At 34.1% G+C, this 15,864-nt stretch carries 17 protein-coding genes; 3 read left to right on the top strand and 14 right to left on the bottom strand.

Annotation, left to right across the window (positions count from 1 at the left end; translation table 11 throughout):
* The gene (gene mobB / locus ACY191_RS05135; RefSeq protein WP_042739105.1) at window positions 1–486 is read right to left on the bottom strand and encodes a molybdopterin-guanine dinucleotide biosynthesis protein B; all 486 of its coding nucleotides are present in this window, start codon (window positions 484–486) and stop codon (window positions 1–3) included.
* Window positions 483–1,742: a molybdopterin molybdotransferase MoeA gene (locus ACY191_RS05130; RefSeq protein WP_229366629.1), complete on the bottom strand. Its 1,260-nt coding sequence runs from the start codon at window positions 1,740–1,742 to the stop codon at window positions 483–485. Before ACY191_RS05130 ends, mobB begins: the two co-directional genes overlap by 4 nt.
* A 62-nt stretch (window positions 1,743–1,804) precedes the next feature.
* Here ACY191_RS05130 and moaC point away from each other — a divergent pair, with 62 nt between their 5' ends.
* Window positions 1,805–2,290, top strand: coding sequence for a cyclic pyranopterin monophosphate synthase MoaC (gene moaC / locus ACY191_RS05125; protein WP_107512185.1), 486 nt, complete (start codon window positions 1,805–1,807; stop codon window positions 2,288–2,290).
* A gap of 44 nt (window positions 2,291–2,334) precedes the next feature.
* Here the strand turns inward: moaC and ACY191_RS05120 are convergent, their stop codons facing one another.
* Together ACY191_RS05120 and ACY191_RS05115 are read right to left on the bottom strand one after the other, a co-directional pair.
* Window positions 2,335–2,835 (bottom strand): MogA/MoaB family molybdenum cofactor biosynthesis protein, encoded by a 501-nt coding sequence (locus tag ACY191_RS05120; RefSeq protein WP_042739108.1) that lies wholly within the window; start codon window positions 2,833–2,835, stop codon window positions 2,335–2,337.
* 18 nt (window positions 2,836–2,853) lie between these two features.
* Window positions 2,854–3,858 (bottom strand): ThiF family adenylyltransferase, encoded by a 1,005-nt coding sequence (locus tag ACY191_RS05115; protein WP_119199073.1) that lies wholly within the window; start codon window positions 3,856–3,858, stop codon window positions 2,854–2,856.
* 294 nt (window positions 3,859–4,152) lie between these two features.
* Between ACY191_RS05115 and cudC the strand changes: the two genes are divergently transcribed.
* Window positions 4,153–4,710 carry a choline uptake/conversion transcriptional regulator CudC gene (gene cudC / locus ACY191_RS05110; protein WP_042739110.1) on the top strand — a complete coding sequence of 186 codons (558 nt, stop codon included), beginning with the start codon at window positions 4,153–4,155 and terminating at the stop codon, window positions 4,708–4,710.
* Between the two features lie 386 nt (window positions 4,711–5,096).
* Here the strand turns inward: cudC and ACY191_RS05105 are convergent, their stop codons facing one another.
* From ACY191_RS05105 to ACY191_RS05075, 7 genes are all read right to left on the bottom strand, one after another.
* Window positions 5,097–5,711, bottom strand: a complete 615-nt coding sequence (locus ACY191_RS05105) for an ATP-binding cassette domain-containing protein (RefSeq protein ID WP_042739111.1) — start codon at window positions 5,709–5,711, stop codon at window positions 5,097–5,099.
* Complete coding sequence (gene modB, locus ACY191_RS05100) at window positions 5,712–6,383, bottom strand: molybdate ABC transporter permease subunit (RefSeq protein WP_042739112.1); 672 nt, start codon at window positions 6,381–6,383, stop codon at window positions 5,712–5,714.
* A gap of 17 nt (window positions 6,384–6,400) precedes the next feature.
* Window positions 6,401–7,189, bottom strand: a complete 789-nt coding sequence (modA, locus tag ACY191_RS05095; protein WP_042739113.1) for a molybdate ABC transporter substrate-binding protein — start codon at window positions 7,187–7,189, stop codon at window positions 6,401–6,403.
* Between the two features lie 185 nt (window positions 7,190–7,374).
* Window positions 7,375–8,883, bottom strand: coding sequence for a UDP-glucose--hexose-1-phosphate uridylyltransferase (galT, locus tag ACY191_RS05090; protein WP_229366628.1), 1,509 nt, complete (start codon window positions 8,881–8,883; stop codon window positions 7,375–7,377).
* Between the two features lie 3 nt (window positions 8,884–8,886).
* On the bottom strand, window positions 8,887–9,888 hold the full coding sequence (gene galE, locus ACY191_RS05085) for a UDP-glucose 4-epimerase GalE (protein WP_042739150.1): 1,002 nt from the start codon (window positions 9,886–9,888) through the stop codon (window positions 8,887–8,889).
* Window positions 9,889–9,905: 17 nt separating this feature from the next.
* Window positions 9,906–11,072 carry a galactokinase gene (locus ACY191_RS05080; protein WP_463269919.1) on the bottom strand — a complete coding sequence of 389 codons (1,167 nt, stop codon included), beginning with the start codon at window positions 11,070–11,072 and terminating at the stop codon, window positions 9,906–9,908.
* 116 nt (window positions 11,073–11,188) lie between these two features.
* Window positions 11,189–12,196 carry a LacI family DNA-binding transcriptional regulator gene (locus ACY191_RS05075; protein WP_229366627.1) on the bottom strand — a complete coding sequence of 336 codons (1,008 nt, stop codon included), beginning with the start codon at window positions 12,194–12,196 and terminating at the stop codon, window positions 11,189–11,191.
* 166 nt (window positions 12,197–12,362) lie between these two features.
* Between ACY191_RS05075 and fdhD the strand changes: the two genes are divergently transcribed.
* Complete coding sequence (gene fdhD / locus ACY191_RS05070) at window positions 12,363–13,169, top strand: formate dehydrogenase accessory sulfurtransferase FdhD (RefSeq protein WP_042739116.1); 807 nt, start codon at window positions 12,363–12,365, stop codon at window positions 13,167–13,169.
* A gap of 33 nt (window positions 13,170–13,202) precedes the next feature.
* Here the strand turns inward: fdhD and ACY191_RS05065 are convergent, their stop codons facing one another.
* From ACY191_RS05065 to ACY191_RS05055, 3 genes are all read right to left on the bottom strand, one after another.
* Window positions 13,203–13,961 carry a GNAT family N-acetyltransferase gene (locus tag ACY191_RS05065; protein WP_463269912.1) on the bottom strand — a complete coding sequence of 253 codons (759 nt, stop codon included), beginning with the start codon at window positions 13,959–13,961 and terminating at the stop codon, window positions 13,203–13,205.
* 34 nt (window positions 13,962–13,995) lie between these two features.
* A complete protein-coding gene (locus ACY191_RS05060; RefSeq protein ID WP_042739118.1) occupies window positions 13,996–14,553 on the bottom strand; it encodes a biotin transporter BioY in 558 nt (185 codons plus the stop codon).
* 406 nt (window positions 14,554–14,959) lie between these two features.
* Window positions 14,960–15,862, bottom strand: a complete 903-nt coding sequence (locus tag ACY191_RS05055; protein WP_229366625.1) for an ABC transporter substrate-binding protein — start codon at window positions 15,860–15,862, stop codon at window positions 14,960–14,962.
* Window positions 15,863–15,864: the final 2 nt, after the last annotated feature.

The following is a 15,864-nucleotide window of genomic DNA, read 5'->3' as shown; positions in this document are numbered from 1 at the left end:
CTATTTCATTCCTTCTTGTATATACGCTAATAACCACTTATCATATTGTGCTAATGCTTGTTGATCATCTAAATTGATTCTATATTTAATATTGGTAAGTTGGTTCAACTGCTTTAATTCATCAGTATCTCTATAGACAACTACTTTAGGAAAAGTAGCATCTTTGTATCCTTCTACCAATATAATGTTAGTGTCTATTGTAACAGATTTTCTGATAATTTCAGTCAAAGTTTGCTTAGGACTCCGACTTACTGTTTGTTGATAATTGACACCTTGGACAATGCTTTGATCTGCACCTGCTTCAAAATGTTTCATATGGTCAACTTCTGCACTTTGCAATTTAATATCCTGTAATTGATTATCGTGTTCGCCACCATGATGTTTAATAGTTACAACTGTATAGTTATTTAACTTTAGCTGTTGAATCGTATGACTCATTAATGTCGTTTTACCTGATTTCTTATATCCAACAATTTGTATTATCATAATGTTAAATCATACTCTCTACTGTCAGATTCTGTCAGTATAACGTCAACAGTATAGCCTTTTTTATAACCTCTAGTCCCGCCTGGCAACATTATCATGGCATTACTATGAGCAATTGCTACAACAGCTCCAGATTTATTAAATCCTGAAGGCGTAACAGTCATTTGGTGACCATCAAATGTTGTTGTTGCACGTATAAATCTTGTAAATGGGTTCGGTTTTGTGAAGTCTTCCATTAACGTTGCGCGAACTACTTGTGGGTACACTGCCTGTGCCCCTGTCATCTTTAAGACAGCAGTTCTCACAAATAACTCAAAGCCTGTATAGCAAGCAGAAGGATTACCTGAAAGCCCAAATAAATATTTCCCTTGTGCTACGGCAACTGTCGTAACACTACCAGGTCTCATAGCAACCTTGTTAAACAAGACCTTTGCCTCTAAATGTTGATAAATTTGTGGTAAATAATCGAAGTCACCAACAGATACACCACCTGTAGTGATAATAATATCGTGCTGTTGCAGTGCATTTGTAACAGTTTCTATACTGGTATCTAAATCGTCTTGTTGAATTTTATAAGTTTCTATTGTTAATCCAAGATTTTGTGCTAATGCACTAATCATAGGCCCATTAGAATTTCTGATTTTTCCAGGCTCTAATTCATCTCCGACATCTAACAATTCACTACCTGTAGCAATAATAGCTACGCTTGGTTTATTATAAACAGGCACTTCTGTATAGCCGTAAGTTGCTAATACTGCGATGGCACCAGCATTAATACGTTGTCCTTTTTGTAAGACAATGTCACCCGTCTTAGTCTCTTCTCCCTTAATAGAAATATTTTCTAAAGCATCAAATTGCTTACGAATCGTAAATCCTGACTCGTATTCGGTAGTTTGCTCTAACATAACAACAGCATCTGCGCCTTTAGGAATAGCAGCACCTGTCATTATACGTACAGCCTCATGTTCATCTACTGATTCGTTAGATACTGCTCCCGCTCCAATGTGATCAATTACTTTAAAGAAGATTCTGTTATCTCCTGATGCCTTTGTTGTATCTATACTTCTAAGTGCAAAGCCATCATAAGGAGACTTGTCGAATCTCGGTATATCGTATGTAGCAACAATATCTTCGGCAAGTATATAGTTCAAGCTTTCAGATAATTTTACATTTGTGATATCCATTAATATATTTTCATTAACAATACGTTTAATTGCCTCACTAACAGGGATAGGCGTTCTCTTTTCTACTGGCATACGATCTACTCCTTATAACTTATAATTTCATGGTATACTAAAAATGTTTAGGAGGGATAACTGTGTCTCAATTTACACATATAAATGAGCAAGGTAATGCTAAAATGGTAGACGTTTCAGACAAAAAAATCACAAAACGTACAGCTACTGCACACTCTAGCATTACAGTAAACGAAGAAATCCACACACAAATTGTCGAACATACGAATGATAAAGGGAATGTCTTAAACACTGCACAAATTGCAGGTGTCATGGCAGCAAAGCAAACATCAACTATCATTCCAATGTGCCATCCTCTACCATTGACTGGCATTGACATTCAATTTAATTGGCAACAAAACCAAGCCGATTATACATTAAATATTCAAGCTACTGTTTCTACCACAGGTAAGACTGGCGTAGAAATGGAAGCACTCACTGCTGCCTCTGTTACAGCACTCACGATTTATGATATGACTAAAGCATTAGACAAAGGTATGATTATTGGTGAGACTTATTTGCTAACCAAGACAGGCGGTAAATCCGGTGACTTTCAACGCGAACAGTAATTTAATATAACAGTTCATACCTCGAATTGATTGTTCGAGGTATTTTATTTTGTTAGTTCTTTAATCAAATGTGTAATTTCAGGTTTAATTAGTTCCTCTATTGCCAATTTCACGGCACCAGTTGAACCTGGTAAGCAAAAAATCAACTTATCATTGTGCGCACCTGCTATCGCCCTCGACAACATTGCCCTTGTCCCTACATCCTTGACATAACTTAAATATCTAAACAATTCTCCAAATCCTTCGATCTGCTTTGTTAAATACGGACTTACCGCTTCGATTGTTACATCTCTTTGAGCAATGCCCGTCCCACCTGTTGTTATGATGACGTCTAAATCTGTCGCTAACCAATGCTCTATTTGAGACTCTATAGCAATTTTGTCATCTTTGACAATTTTGTAATATTCTGTAGAAATTGTGATACCTATTTCAGAGAGCAACGCTTGCACTAATTTACCACCTTTATCCGTATCATAATTTCTAGTATCCGATATCGTTAATACACCACATTTAATTGGTCGATTTAACTTAACATTCGTATGCATAATGCAATTCCTCCTATGTTAGCCAAATAATTGATTAATTAAGGTTTTCGCCTCATTCGGGTTAGTCATTCCGTGAATGAGCATTCGTCCACCTTTGAAACTTACGATTTGATGCTCTTTGTATTTAAACCTTATCATATACGGGTTACTTTGATAGTTAATATGATTTCTAATTAAAAATGATTCTAATATTTCCTGGGTTATATTATTATTTTGATATTGTACTGTGTCTCTACCACACAAAGTCGCATAATCTCGACTAGTAGCATGCAAGTATGGATATGTTGGATTTTCACCACAAGTAGGACAAGTTGAGCGACTCATTTTGGCAAAGCCAAATGAATGATGTGTACCTTCCCATAAATCACCATAAGTTAATTTAGGAGATAATTCCGCATCTAAGATAATCTTTAACGCATCTCTCATCTGTAAGCTCGTCGTCATTGTCACTGCTGGTTGAATAACGCCTACCGTATCACAAGTCATGTTTATCGTTGGTATATTAGGAACAAGGCAATTAAAGCACGGTGTCTCACCTGGTATAAAAGGCGCTTCCACATATGTACTTTGTACAACACCACCATAAATCCAAGGCACTTTATTTAAATATGCAAAGTCATTTATGAGCTGTCGTGTCTCAAAGTTATCTGTCGCATCTAAGATCAAATCAATTTGTGTTGCATGCAGTTCTAAAAATCGTGCATCGACATGAGCAATGTGTTGATGAATCACAACATCAGAACGAATTGCTTTAAGATGGTTGTTTGCGGCTACCACTTTAGGCATATATGACGAAGCATCCTGTTCTGTAAACAAAGTCTGGCGTTGCAAATTACTAAATTCGATATAATCCCTGTCTACAATTGTAATTTCACCGACACCAGTCCGTACTAAACTTTCTGCTAAATGTGTTCCTAATGCACCCATTCCTATAATCAGTACATGTTGCTTTAATAACTGTGCTTGACCTTGTTGTCCAATATTCTTATATAAAATTTGCCTAGAATAACGTTCGAAATCCACCATTATAAACTCCTCTACACATCAATTGTATCTATTATAAATCTTGCACTTCAATGTAACAACGTTTAGTAATTATATAAAATAAAAATAAGTGAATTCCCTAATACAATTATAGTCGCATAACTCACTTATTCAGTGAACAGTCATTTGCCATACTTTGACACACTTACAACACCTTTTAGCTTGTGTTATAGATAACAAAATTAAAAATGTATTAAATTGTTTACTTTAAAGAATATCTTTCGAAATACTGTTCATGGTACAATATATAAGATTTGATATGGAGGTGGATAAATGGCACGTTCAAAGGGCTATGAAGAGCAATTAGAAAAAGCAAAAGATATTGTTATTAATTCTATTGGTGAAACAATGGACTTATATGGTGTAAATAGAAGTGTAGGTAATTTATATGGAACGATGGTTTTTGAGCAAAAAAGTATGACATTGGATGAAATGCGTTATGAATTGCAAATGAGCAAACCCAGCATGAGTGCAGGTGTAAAACGATTGCAAGAATTTGACGGCGTGAAACAAGAATTTATTAGAGGGAGTAGAAAACAACATTTTACTGCCGAAAAAGATTTCTTCACCTTTTTTGGAAATTTCTTTTCACAAAAATGGAAACGAGAAATCAAACTTAATTTAGAAGCCATACATAAAGCCGAAGCCATTCTTAATCCAATCATTCATTCGGAAACAGCAACTACTGAAGTAAAAGAAGAAGCCTATGAAGTTTTAGAACAGATTGAGCATTCAAAGGTTTATTATGATTGGCTCTCAACACTTAGCAAAGCATTAGCATCTGGTAAAATATTCGATTACTTCCCAATTCCAGATAACAACCAAGATTAAACACTGACATCTAACAATTCGATTTTCGACACATAACCTTAAAGCTATACTAAACGCTATATAGTGGTTTTTTATAAATTAGAATAACTTAAATGGAAATTAAATAGTATATTGTCAGGAATATTTTCCCAAGAGAAAAGTCGGCAACTGAGTTTTTACAATTTCAGTTACCGACTTTTTATTTAACATACGCCACTTAATTAGCTACGATGCTTAAATGATCTAATCCTGCTTTTCGATTTTCTCGATATATACACGTTCATTATTCAATCTACTGTGTATATGGAACTATTACATGCTTAAATGGCACAATATTAAAGTTATATAACTTCAACACATCTTTATTATGACCAGATTAACTTCTGATAATGAGTTATATTTTATAGCTATAATTCATGCTTTAAAGTAATAATTTCATCCGCCAACGTTTCTGCTTCATAATGTGAATGTGTAACAAAGATAATAGGTATTTTCCATAAATTGAATATTTGTTTAACTAAGTCAATGCTTTCATTTTTCGTATTATCATCCAAACTTGAAAAAGGCTCATCTAACAATATTAAATCAGGTTTCGTAGTCAATGCACGTGCAAGTGCAACTCTTTGAGCTTCTCCCCCTGACAAGCTGCTTGGGTATTGACTTGTTAAATGCGCAATATTTAATTGCTTAGCTAATTCTGTGATATGTGAAGAATGTCGTGACATAAAGGTTAAATTTTGCATCACTGTCATATTTGGAAATAATTGATAATCTTGAAATAAATACGCAATACGTCGTTGTTGAATTTTCACTTGAACGCCTAGTTCAGTATCTGTTAACACACGACCATTAACTTTAATGTAACCTTTGGCAGCCGGAGTTAACCCCGCAATAATATTTAACACTGTTGTTTTACCAATACCAGAAGGACCTGTTAGCGCATATATTCGCGGTTGCTCATCGTTAATATTCACTTTCAAACGATAATCTCTAACCTGTTGGACTATATGAATATCTATCAATTAAGTCCCCTCCTTAAAACGCTCTCTATGCATAAGGTTTATCGTGCCAATTACAGTTATAGCAAATGCCACTAATACAATAACCCATAACCATGCTTGATTTTCCTTGCCCTGTTCTACTAAAAAATATATCTCAAGTGGTAATGTGTTCGTCTTATTTGGAATATAGCCAGCAACCATCAGCGTCGCGCCAAATTCGCCAATCGCTCGTGCGAAACTCATCATTACACCTGATAACACAGCGCGCTTAGATAACGGTAATGTTAACTTGAAAAATATTTTTAACTCACTGGCTCCCATAGTTCTTGCAGTATTCAGCATCTTCGTATCAATATTACGAAACCCTTGCACCGTATGTTGATACATCAATGGCAAACTAACAATCGTAGAAGCTATGATTGCACCAGTTAAGGTAAAGACGACAGGTATATGGAGTACTTGTGTAAAAAAATGACCTAGCGGATACTTTGGCGAAAAGATAATAAGCAATATAAAACCCATAACGGTAGGAGGCAATACAATAGGCAACACAATAAAGCTCTCTATAACTCGCGCCATTACACCATGCCTTTGATATAGCCATCTTGCAATGAGAATACCAAGTATTAATACAATCAGTGTACTCGATATAGCTACTTTTAAAGATATCCAAAATGGAGTAATATCTGGCATCTCGTTAACCTCCTACTTTATGCTTCAAATTTATATTTCTTCAAGATTGATTTCGCTTTATTTGTTTTCAAGAAATCTACCCATTCTTTTGCCATCTTCTTATTAGATGTTGTAGCCGCTTTATAAATAATTGGCTTTTTCAACTTAGCATCAGCAATTTCTTTAACTTTATCATTACCATTCTGTTGATTTTGATATAAATCTGTTTTATATACATAACCGAGTTGCGCATTACCTTTATCAACATAATTCAATACCTGTCTGACATCTTTAGCATAAACAATATGATCTTGTACTTGCTTATATAACCCTTGTGATTTCAAATATTGCTCTGCATATTTCCCAGCTGGTACTGATTTCACTTCTCCTATTGCTAATTTATCTCCTTGTTGTAAATCACTAACTTGATGATACTTATGTTTATCATCACCGATTAATATTAATTTGTTTTTTGCGTAATTATATGTATGATGCGCTTTATTTTGCTCAGTTAAAGCGTCGACATCCTTTGTATTAGCAGACATTAACACATCGGTTGGCGCACCTTTTTCTATTTGTTGTCTCAGCGCACCAGAACCACCATAGTTAAAGCTTATATCAACATCTTTATGCTGTTTCTCAAATGCTTGCTCTAAATCTTTTGTAACATCTGTTAAACTAGCTGCAGCAGAAATTTGTAACGTTTGCTTTTTATTTTGGCTACTTTTTTTGTTGTCACTCTTTTGTGCAGATGAATTCGAACAGCCAGCTACAATGACACTTAATACTAGGACCATTATCAAAAATGGTTTGTAATATTTGTTCATATTTAATACCCCTTCCTTTGTGAATTATTATATTCCTCTTTTTTAAAAAACAAAAGGGTAACTAAATTGACAATTTATAAAATAATTTTCACTAAATGAATTTTTAATCATACTTTCAATACTAATTGCTAAAAAATTCACAAAAAAGCTTGCCAAAAAATGTTTTTGACAAGCTCAATGATATATTATTGAGTGCTTTCTAATGTGTGAATAAAGCGCATAAATGCATTCTGTCCTACTTCAGTTTGTTTAAATACACCAGCATCCTCTAACACGCGTTTAAATTTATAGCCTACTTCTTTGTCTACAATTTCATCAACATTAGACTTATTTATACTATAATTAGCTTTCATTGTATCCGCCCATGATTGATGGACACCTAAATCAATATATTTATCACCTAATAAATAGGCTTTGACATGTTGTAGCTCTTCCTTCAATCTGCCAGGAAGGATTGCTGTGCCCATTACTTCGATTAACCCTATGTTTTCTTTCTTGATATGTTGAACATCTTGATGAGGATGAAAAATTCCATCTGGGTATTCATTAGACGTCTGATTGTCTCTTAATACAACATCTAATTCATATAAACCATTACGATATCTTGCAATTGGTGTTATGGTATGATGTCTCTCACCACTATTACTAAACGCTTTAATTTGGACAGTTTCATCAGAATAACGATTCCAACCATCCATAATAAAAGTAGCCGCTTCGATAAGTTCATTTTTATCTGCGCTTTTCAATCTAATGACACTCATCGGCCATTTTAAAATACTAGCCTCAACACTAGGAAATTGGACTAGCGAAAAACGGTCTAATTCACGTGCTTTATCCATAGGGAATGTGTGTCTTCCAGTTTGATAATGGTTATGTGACAATATCGAACCACCAACTAATGGAATATCAGCATTAGAACCTATAAAGTAATGTGGAAATTGATCAATAAACGCCAGTAAATTTTTAAATGTTTGCTTATTAATTTTCATTGGTTCATGTTGTTCCGACAACACGATACTATGTTCTTGAAAGTATGCATAAGGAGAATATTGAAAACCAAAGTGTTCATTATCTAACTCTATTCTTATAATACGATGATTGGTACGCGCAGCTTGAAGCACAGAACCTTTATACCCTTCATTCTCAATACACAATGCACATTGTGGATATGCTGAACTTTTTGCTTCTTTCGCTAAAGCAATCTGTTTAGCATCCTTTTCTGGTTTAGATAGGTTAATCGTAATTTCTATATCCCCATATTCCGTCGATACTTCATAATTAATATTGTTCGCTATGGCATCTTCTTTAACATAATGATTTAGCTTTGAAATTTCATAAAAATAATCTGTCGCATTTTGAGGTGCTTCCTTATAGGCTTCAAAGAATCGCTGATTAATCATTGATGGTTTAGGTGTTATTAAATCAAGAATTTGTGCTTCAATTATTTCTTTATTGTATAAAGCATCTTCAATCATTTGTTGCTCAATTGCCTGTTGAATCCAATACTGAGTAATATCATTTGGAGAAGGCGCGCTATTGATTGAATCAGGCATTGACAATTTTTGATCAATACCTTCTGCATTTAATATTGCTAACAGACGATTTTGTATATAAATAGCATCTTCATTTTCGAAATCACCATACTTAATTGCAAATGCCACAAAGCGATTTACGAGTTGTTGCTCTAATAACATCTTTTATCCCTCCGTATCTTCAAGATAACCATTAGGATTTTGATTATGCCAAGCCCAAGCTGAAGCTATAATGTCATTAATATCATCATGTTGCGGTTGCCAACCAAGTAACCTCTTAGCTTTATCACTAGAAGCAATCAACTTACTTGGATCACCTGCTCTTCGCTCTCCTACTTCGGCTTTAATTGGTTGTTGCGTCACTTCTCTTGCTGCCTTTAAAATTTCAAAAACTGAGTATCCTTGGCTACTGCCTAAATTAAAGGCACCAGATTCTCCACCACTTTGTAAATATTTAAAGGCTAAGATGTGCGCATCGATTAAATCAACTACATGAAGATAATCCCTAATACATGATCCGTCTGGTGTATCATAATCATCACCAAATATCGTCAAATGATCTCTTTGACCTAAAGCAACTTCAAGAACAATAGGAATAAGATGTGTCTCTGGTCTATGATCTTCACCAATCGAACCACCCTCTTTAGCACCAGCCACATTGAAATAACGTAACGCCGCATAATTTACACCATATGCTTCATGACTCCAACGCATCATTTTTTCCATCATTAATTTACTTTCACCATATGGACTAGTAGGCGTTTTTGAATCATCTTCTGTAATAGGTACGTTGTCTGGCTCACCATATACCGCTGCAGTAGAAGAGAAGATAATATGTTCTACTTGATAATCATACATAACCTCTAATAATACCTGTAGACCTTGTACATTATTATTAAAGTATGCTAATGGCTTTTGAACAGATTCTCCTACTAACGAATATGCACAAAAATGAAACACACCTTCAATTTGATGTTGTGAAAATACATTAGTTAAGAAAGCTTTATCTCTAATATCTCCTTCATAAAATTGCGCATCTTTATGAACCGCATCTCTATGCCCCGTTCCTAAGTTATCAACTACAATTACTTCAAAGTCTTGTGAAATGAGCTGATCAACAGCATGACTACCAATATAACCGGCTCCACCCAATACTAATACAGACATCATAAATCTCCTCCTCTTTATATCGTTAGTTCTTTAACGCCTTCGCTAATACCTACATGATAAAATGATGGTAGATAACCTATATCATCCTGGTATTTTTGGGATACTTCAGATTCTAGTTGCTTAATACTATCTTTATGTACTAGCGCAATTGCACAGCCAGCAAACCCTGCACCAGTCATTCTCGCTCCTAATACACCTTCTACCTTTTGTGCCGTTTCAGCTAAAGTATCTAACTCTTTACCTGTTACTTCATAGTCATTTTTCAATGAGTTATGTGATGCATTTAACAATTCACCAAAGGTTGTAAAATCACTTTTTTCTAATGCTTTGAACGCTTGTTTTGTACGTTCATTTTCAGTGACTGCATGTCTTGCACGGCGCAATTCAACATCATTTTCAATTAAATATTGATGTGCTTTAAATTGCTCCGTTGACAATTCACCCAATGCTGCTATATCTAATTTTTGTTTTAATGCTTCTAGTGCCGATTCACATTCTGCCCGACGTTCATTGTACTTACTCTCCGTTAAATTCCGACGTTTATTTGTATTCATTATCGATATGACATAATCACCAAACTTCGCTGGTACATAGTCATACTTTAACGTTGCTGTATCTAACATAATTGCATGTTCAGCTTTACCCATGCCAATGATAAATTGGTCCATAATACCTGAATTCACGTCCATAAATTTATTTTCAACTTGCTGACCCATTTTTATTAATTCTAACCTTGATAATTCTAAATTAAATAATTGTCTTAGTAGCCAACCTGTTAATAATTCAATAGATGCTGATGAAGACAAGCTTGCACCATTTGGAATATTACCTTCTACAAGCATATTAAAGCCCTGAGTAATATGTGGAAATTGTGCTTTCAAGTATTTAATAATTCCTTTTGGGTAATTGGCCCAATCATGCGTATCATCAAATTCTAGCTCATTTAGCGAAAAGCTAATCATCCCCTTATCTTCAAAGTTATTTGAAAATAATTGCACCATATCATCTGAACGCTTTGACACTAAACCATACGTACCTAATTCAATTGCAGCAGGAAAAACATAACCCCCATTATAATCAGTATGTTCACCAATTAGATTAATTCTCCCGGGCGCAAAAGCTGCAACATCTGCCCTGCTATCAAATAACCGTTCGAATTGTTTATGCATTGCTTGTAACATCATCCATCCGCTCCTTATTGTGTGACGCACTTTCGTCCGTAACATTATTTTATTTCAATATAGTAAACTTAAAATTAGTTTACTTGTTTACTAAATGTTTTGTCAATGAACTTCATTCAATGCATCGTTTTGAAGGTTGTACGTTCATTTAATTGCGCCTCCACTACAACGTGAATTGCAATTTTACGTGTTTTATTTATACGTTCTTCAGCCATACGCACAGCTGTTCTACCAAATTCATCAACCGGTATATGTACCCCACTAACTGATGGAACGGCATATTGAATGACTTCTAAATCATTAAAGCTTACTAATTTAACTTCATCAGGTAATTTAATATTTTCACTTTGTAACTCTTGTAAAATACCAATAGCAACCATATCATTACCAGCTATTAACACATCTGGCAAAGTATCTTCAGCTATAAAACGTTGTACTGCTAATTTGCCATCCTCTTGTTCCCAGCCACTCATTATCGGCAAGGCATCAATATGATGGTCTTCACACCATGCTGTATAAGCTTCATATCTAGGATCTGTGTTATATAATTTAGCTTCCCCTGCAAGATTCCTAACTGTATGGGTACCACCTACATATGCTACTCGCTTTAAATTCATTTTCTCAATTTCATTTAATAATGTTGTCATGGCATAATGTAAATCTGAATAGACGGCATCTATAGATTTAGGTGTATTTGGATTATTAATAACAACAATATTATTATTGTGTGCTTGTAATTCGATAATCGCTGCTTCTGAAAAGTTACCTACCACGATAATTGCTCCAGCCTTTTCAACTTTATCGAAATCTACAACACCACTACTCCCATCAATTCTAATAGTACGTTTCAATGATAAATTGAGTCGTGTTACTTCTGCTTCAATAGCTAATCTAATTTCTCTGTAATATGGATCTGACATTTCCTTAGCTCGTGAAGCATATGTGATGATTTGAATTGTCTTGTTTTTACGTGATACCTTTTGATATTGCATGCGTTTAGCCACATCATGAATTCTCTCTCGTGTTGTTGCTGCAACAGACAGTGTTGGATCATTATTTAACACACGGGACACAGTACCCGGACTCACATTTGCCTCTTTTGCTATATCTCTAATACTCGCCATTGTATCACCTCATATTGTTTACTTTAAGTTTACTTGTTTACTCTTTAGGTATCAACCATTTACATTACCGATTGTTTTTTCTACTATTGGTACAATTAATCTGTTTTATTTTTTTACATTTAAAAATAAGTTACACTTAGTAAATGAAAAGAAATGAGGTGTACTTATGCATGAAGATGTCTTAACTAATCAACCCATTGTACGTTATGAACAAGGCGCATTAATCCAAACAACAGATCATTATGTTACAGAATTCCCATTAACTATCATGGTAAATGGCTCAGAGTTTGCCACTGTTATTTGTAGTCCTAATCACTTAGAAGAGCTAGTGCTAGGTTTTTTAGCATCTGAAGGTGCCATATTGAAAAGTACAGATTTGAAATCTATTCAAATTGATGATAGTAAGGGCTTTGCTCATGTCCATCTAAATAAAGAACTAGGTGAGCGTTTTGAATATTCTACGAAGCGAACCATTGCTTCATGTTGTGGAAAAAGTCGTGCTTTTTACTTTCAAAACGATATGGCTGTTGCCAAGACTTCACTCTCCGACATCACCTTAACACCGACTCAAGTTTTAAATATGATGACAAGATTACAAAGTGCAAGTAAGGTATTTAAGCAAACAGGTGGATTGCATAATGCTGCAATCAGCGATGGTGAAACATTCTTTGAACACCGCCAAGATATCGGTAGACATAATGCATTAGATAAACTATATGGATATTGCATACAAAGACATATACCCGTGCGCAATAAAGTATTGATCTTTAGTGGTAGAATCTCATCCGAAATATTAATCAAGGCTGCAAAGATTGGAGTAGGCATGATACTATCAAAATCTGCTCCTACTACATTAGCCATCACATTAGCTCAAGATTTGAATATAACAGCAGTCGGTTTTATAAGAGATGGTAACTTTAATGTATACAGCCATCCAGAACGCATAAAAGCTGTAGACGCTAACGAAACTTAAATTTCGAATGCATCTACAGCTTTATTTAAATACTTATAATTGTATATCACTATCTTCAATGGTCTCTTTTACTATTTGATACCTAAAGCTTATAAACTGATACCCTTGCTTGATATACATATCCTTTGCAGTATCTTCTCCATCAGCTATCAAAATCATTGGCTTTTCACCAGCATAACGAGCTACAAAACTCTGCATAACAGTTCCAATTCCTTGTCTTTGAAAGTTTGGTAACACACCAAAGCCATCTATTTCGATTGTATTGTCCGCAACGATTATATCCAATATACCTACAGGCTGACCTGCTTTATAAGCTATCAGACGTTCTTTATTATCAATGTTATAACTCGCTCTCAGGAGTTGAATACTCTCATTTGCATATGCTTTGCCAAATGGTAAGGCATATGTTCTATATATTTGTATGTAATCCTCAATTGATTCTACTGAAACAAATTGGATATCAATGTCCGTGTTGTTCGATTGCGGAAAATTCTTAGCTTCAATGGCATACAATTCCATTAAACCTAATTCAAAACCAGTTCGCTCTAATAAATTAATCCACGTATCAGAAAGTAGTACATTTTCTGGAAAAACAAATGCTAAATGATCGGAACCTTGTTGCTGATGTAATTCAGCTTGTTTCAAGACATCTTGTTTAAACTCTGTGATTGAAGGTAAATACTTGTATTCCCATTTATTCGTATCATAGACTAAGGGCTCATCCGGAGTTAAGTAGATCGTTTTATCTTTTTCATTTTTAAATATCGTTCCTTGTTGAAAGATATTATCCATCGAAATTTTCAACTCCATCACCACACCTTGTCAATTAATTGTTTGTTTTTAATAATTGTTGGAAACGACTATGATTTAATAATATATTGCCAATTAAGCTTGCAATAATTGCTTTTATTATATCTCCAGGCATAAATGCAAATGATAAAAGTATCGATTTACTCATTGGAATATTAGTAATTATGCCCATAATAAGCGTACCTACTACATCTAATAATACTACCCCAAATATAATAGTTGTAACTAATAATAAGATAAAATTAATCTTTTTGAAGTATAAGTCTCTTACTAAACCAATGAGAAATGCAACAACTGGATACATAAATAAGAAACCAGCAGATGGACCAGCAAATACGCCTATACCACCTCTGCCACCAGATAATAATGGTAATCCCGCTGCAACAAGTAATAATAAGACAATCACACTTATCGTGCCATACTTTCTCCCTAAGATAATTGCCGCCAAGAATATACCTATATTTTGTAACACGATAGGTACAGGCATAATTGGCAACGGAATTGCTGGAACAAAACCTAACACAGCAATGATTGCCGTCATTAATGCTGTATATACTAAATATTTTGTAGTCACAATACATCCTCCTTAATTTCGTTATCTCACCATTAATGTAAACATTAATATAAAAACAGTTTACAATATTGAATAATATATTTAGATTCAATAAAATGCAATATATTTTTACAATGATGGTTAGGATAAAAATACATGTAGGTGTAATTTCTAGAAAAATAACGCATTAATGTATTGATTGGTATAATCAAAATTAAACTTAGGCATCAACGTTTAATCACAAGTTTTTTCAAATGTAAAAAGAGAGCTAATCCGTTGAGGATTAACTCTCTTATTTTGAGAATGGGATTTACGTCCCAAACACTTAAAATAATAATAGTCTATTGTCATTTAATAAGTATATTGCTTTAAAGCACTTACTAAATTCCCTAATAAGTTACTGATAATACAATTTCATAGCTTTATATTATTTTAATAATTTTTCTTTTAAATCTTTTCTCATATATTCCAATGTGTATGGATCATTATACCAATAAGTTTCTGCTTGAACTTTGATTACATGACCATCCTTAACTGCTGGAATATTATTCCATAAATCTGTTTTAGCGTATGATGGCGTAGCTTTACCTTCACTTGTTGAAACAATATAATCACCAGCATAATCTGCAAGTTTTTCTTGTTTAATTTCAGCCCAGCCTTCTTTTTTAACTAACTTGTCTAATTTCTCAGGCATTTTTAGACCGAATGCTTGGTATAATACTTCGCCACCACGACCCCAGTTTGGTCCGTAACTATATAATTTTTTGTCAAATTCATCGAAGATTGATACTGTTGCATCTGAACCAATTTTTTCTTTGATTTCTTTACCATCTTTTTTAGTTTTAGCTTTCCACTTTTCTTCCCAAGCTTTAACTTTATCTTCTTTACCTAACAATTTCCCTAATTCTTCTTGTTGATCTAGATATTTATGTTTACCATAGTCAAATACAACTGTTGGTGCAATTTTTTTGTATTTTTTGATGTTTTTATCAGTAGAATATACAATAATTAAATCTGGTTTTGATTTAGCAACCTTTTCAACATCGTTATCTCCAACTTTTGTAACACCTTTAAATTTATCTTTTAACAATTTACTGCTATCTACTTGCTTGTTTACAGCAACAATATTCCCACCAAGGTATTTAACTCCCCCAGCATATGTAGGTGCAACAACCGCAATACGTTTCGGTGATTTAGGTACATCGATACTCTTGCCACTATCTAATTTATAAGACTTTGTTTCTTCTTTCTTTGAATCGCTATCCGATTTATTACCGCAAGCTGCCAAAATTAAAACTAAGGCAATTAACGGAAACAATAATTTCTTCATTT

It is taken from the genome of Staphylococcus sp. TCBT05 (assembly GCF_055179755.1).
Note: the sequence above shows the minus strand (reverse complement) of the source record. Positions and strands in the feature narration are given on the sequence as shown.

Excerpts from the sequence above, each read along its gene's own strand:
- mobB (WP_042739105.1), bottom strand. The coding sequence starts at position 486 with ATGATAATACAAATTGTTGGATATAAGAAATCAGGTAAAACGACATTA.
- ACY191_RS05130 (WP_229366629.1), bottom strand. The coding sequence starts at position 1,742 with ATGCCAGTAGAAAAGAGAACGCCTATCCCTGTTAGTGAGGCAATTAAA.
- ACY191_RS05120 (WP_042739108.1), bottom strand. The coding sequence starts at position 2,835 with ATGCATACGAATGTTAAGTTAAATCGACCAATTAAATGTGGTGTATTA.
- cudC (WP_042739110.1), top strand. The coding sequence starts at position 4,153 with ATGGCACGTTCAAAGGGCTATGAAGAGCAATTAGAAAAAGCAAAAGAT.
- modB (WP_042739112.1), bottom strand. The coding sequence starts at position 6,383 with ATGCCAGATATTACTCCATTTTGGATATCTTTAAAAGTAGCTATATCG.
- modA (WP_042739113.1), bottom strand. The coding sequence starts at position 7,189 with ATGAACAAATATTACAAACCATTTTTGATAATGGTCCTAGTATTAAGT.
- galT (WP_229366628.1), bottom strand. The coding sequence starts at position 8,883 with ATGTTATTAGAGCAACAACTCGTAAATCGCTTTGTGGCATTTGCAATT.
- galE (WP_042739150.1), bottom strand. The coding sequence starts at position 9,888 with ATGTCTGTATTAGTATTGGGTGGAGCCGGTTATATTGGTAGTCATGCT.
- ACY191_RS05080 (WP_463269919.1), bottom strand. The coding sequence starts at position 11,072 with ATGTTACAAGCAATGCATAAACAATTCGAACGGTTATTTGATAGCAGG.
- ACY191_RS05075 (WP_229366627.1), bottom strand. The coding sequence starts at position 12,196 with ATGGCGAGTATTAGAGATATAGCAAAAGAGGCAAATGTGAGTCCGGGT.
- fdhD (WP_042739116.1), top strand. The coding sequence starts at position 12,363 with ATGCATGAAGATGTCTTAACTAATCAACCCATTGTACGTTATGAACAA.
- ACY191_RS05065 (WP_463269912.1), bottom strand. The coding sequence starts at position 13,961 with ATGGATAATATCTTTCAACAAGGAACGATATTTAAAAATGAAAAAGAT.
- ACY191_RS05055 (WP_229366625.1), bottom strand. The coding sequence starts at position 15,862 with ATGAAGAAATTATTGTTTCCGTTAATTGCCTTAGTTTTAATTTTGGCA.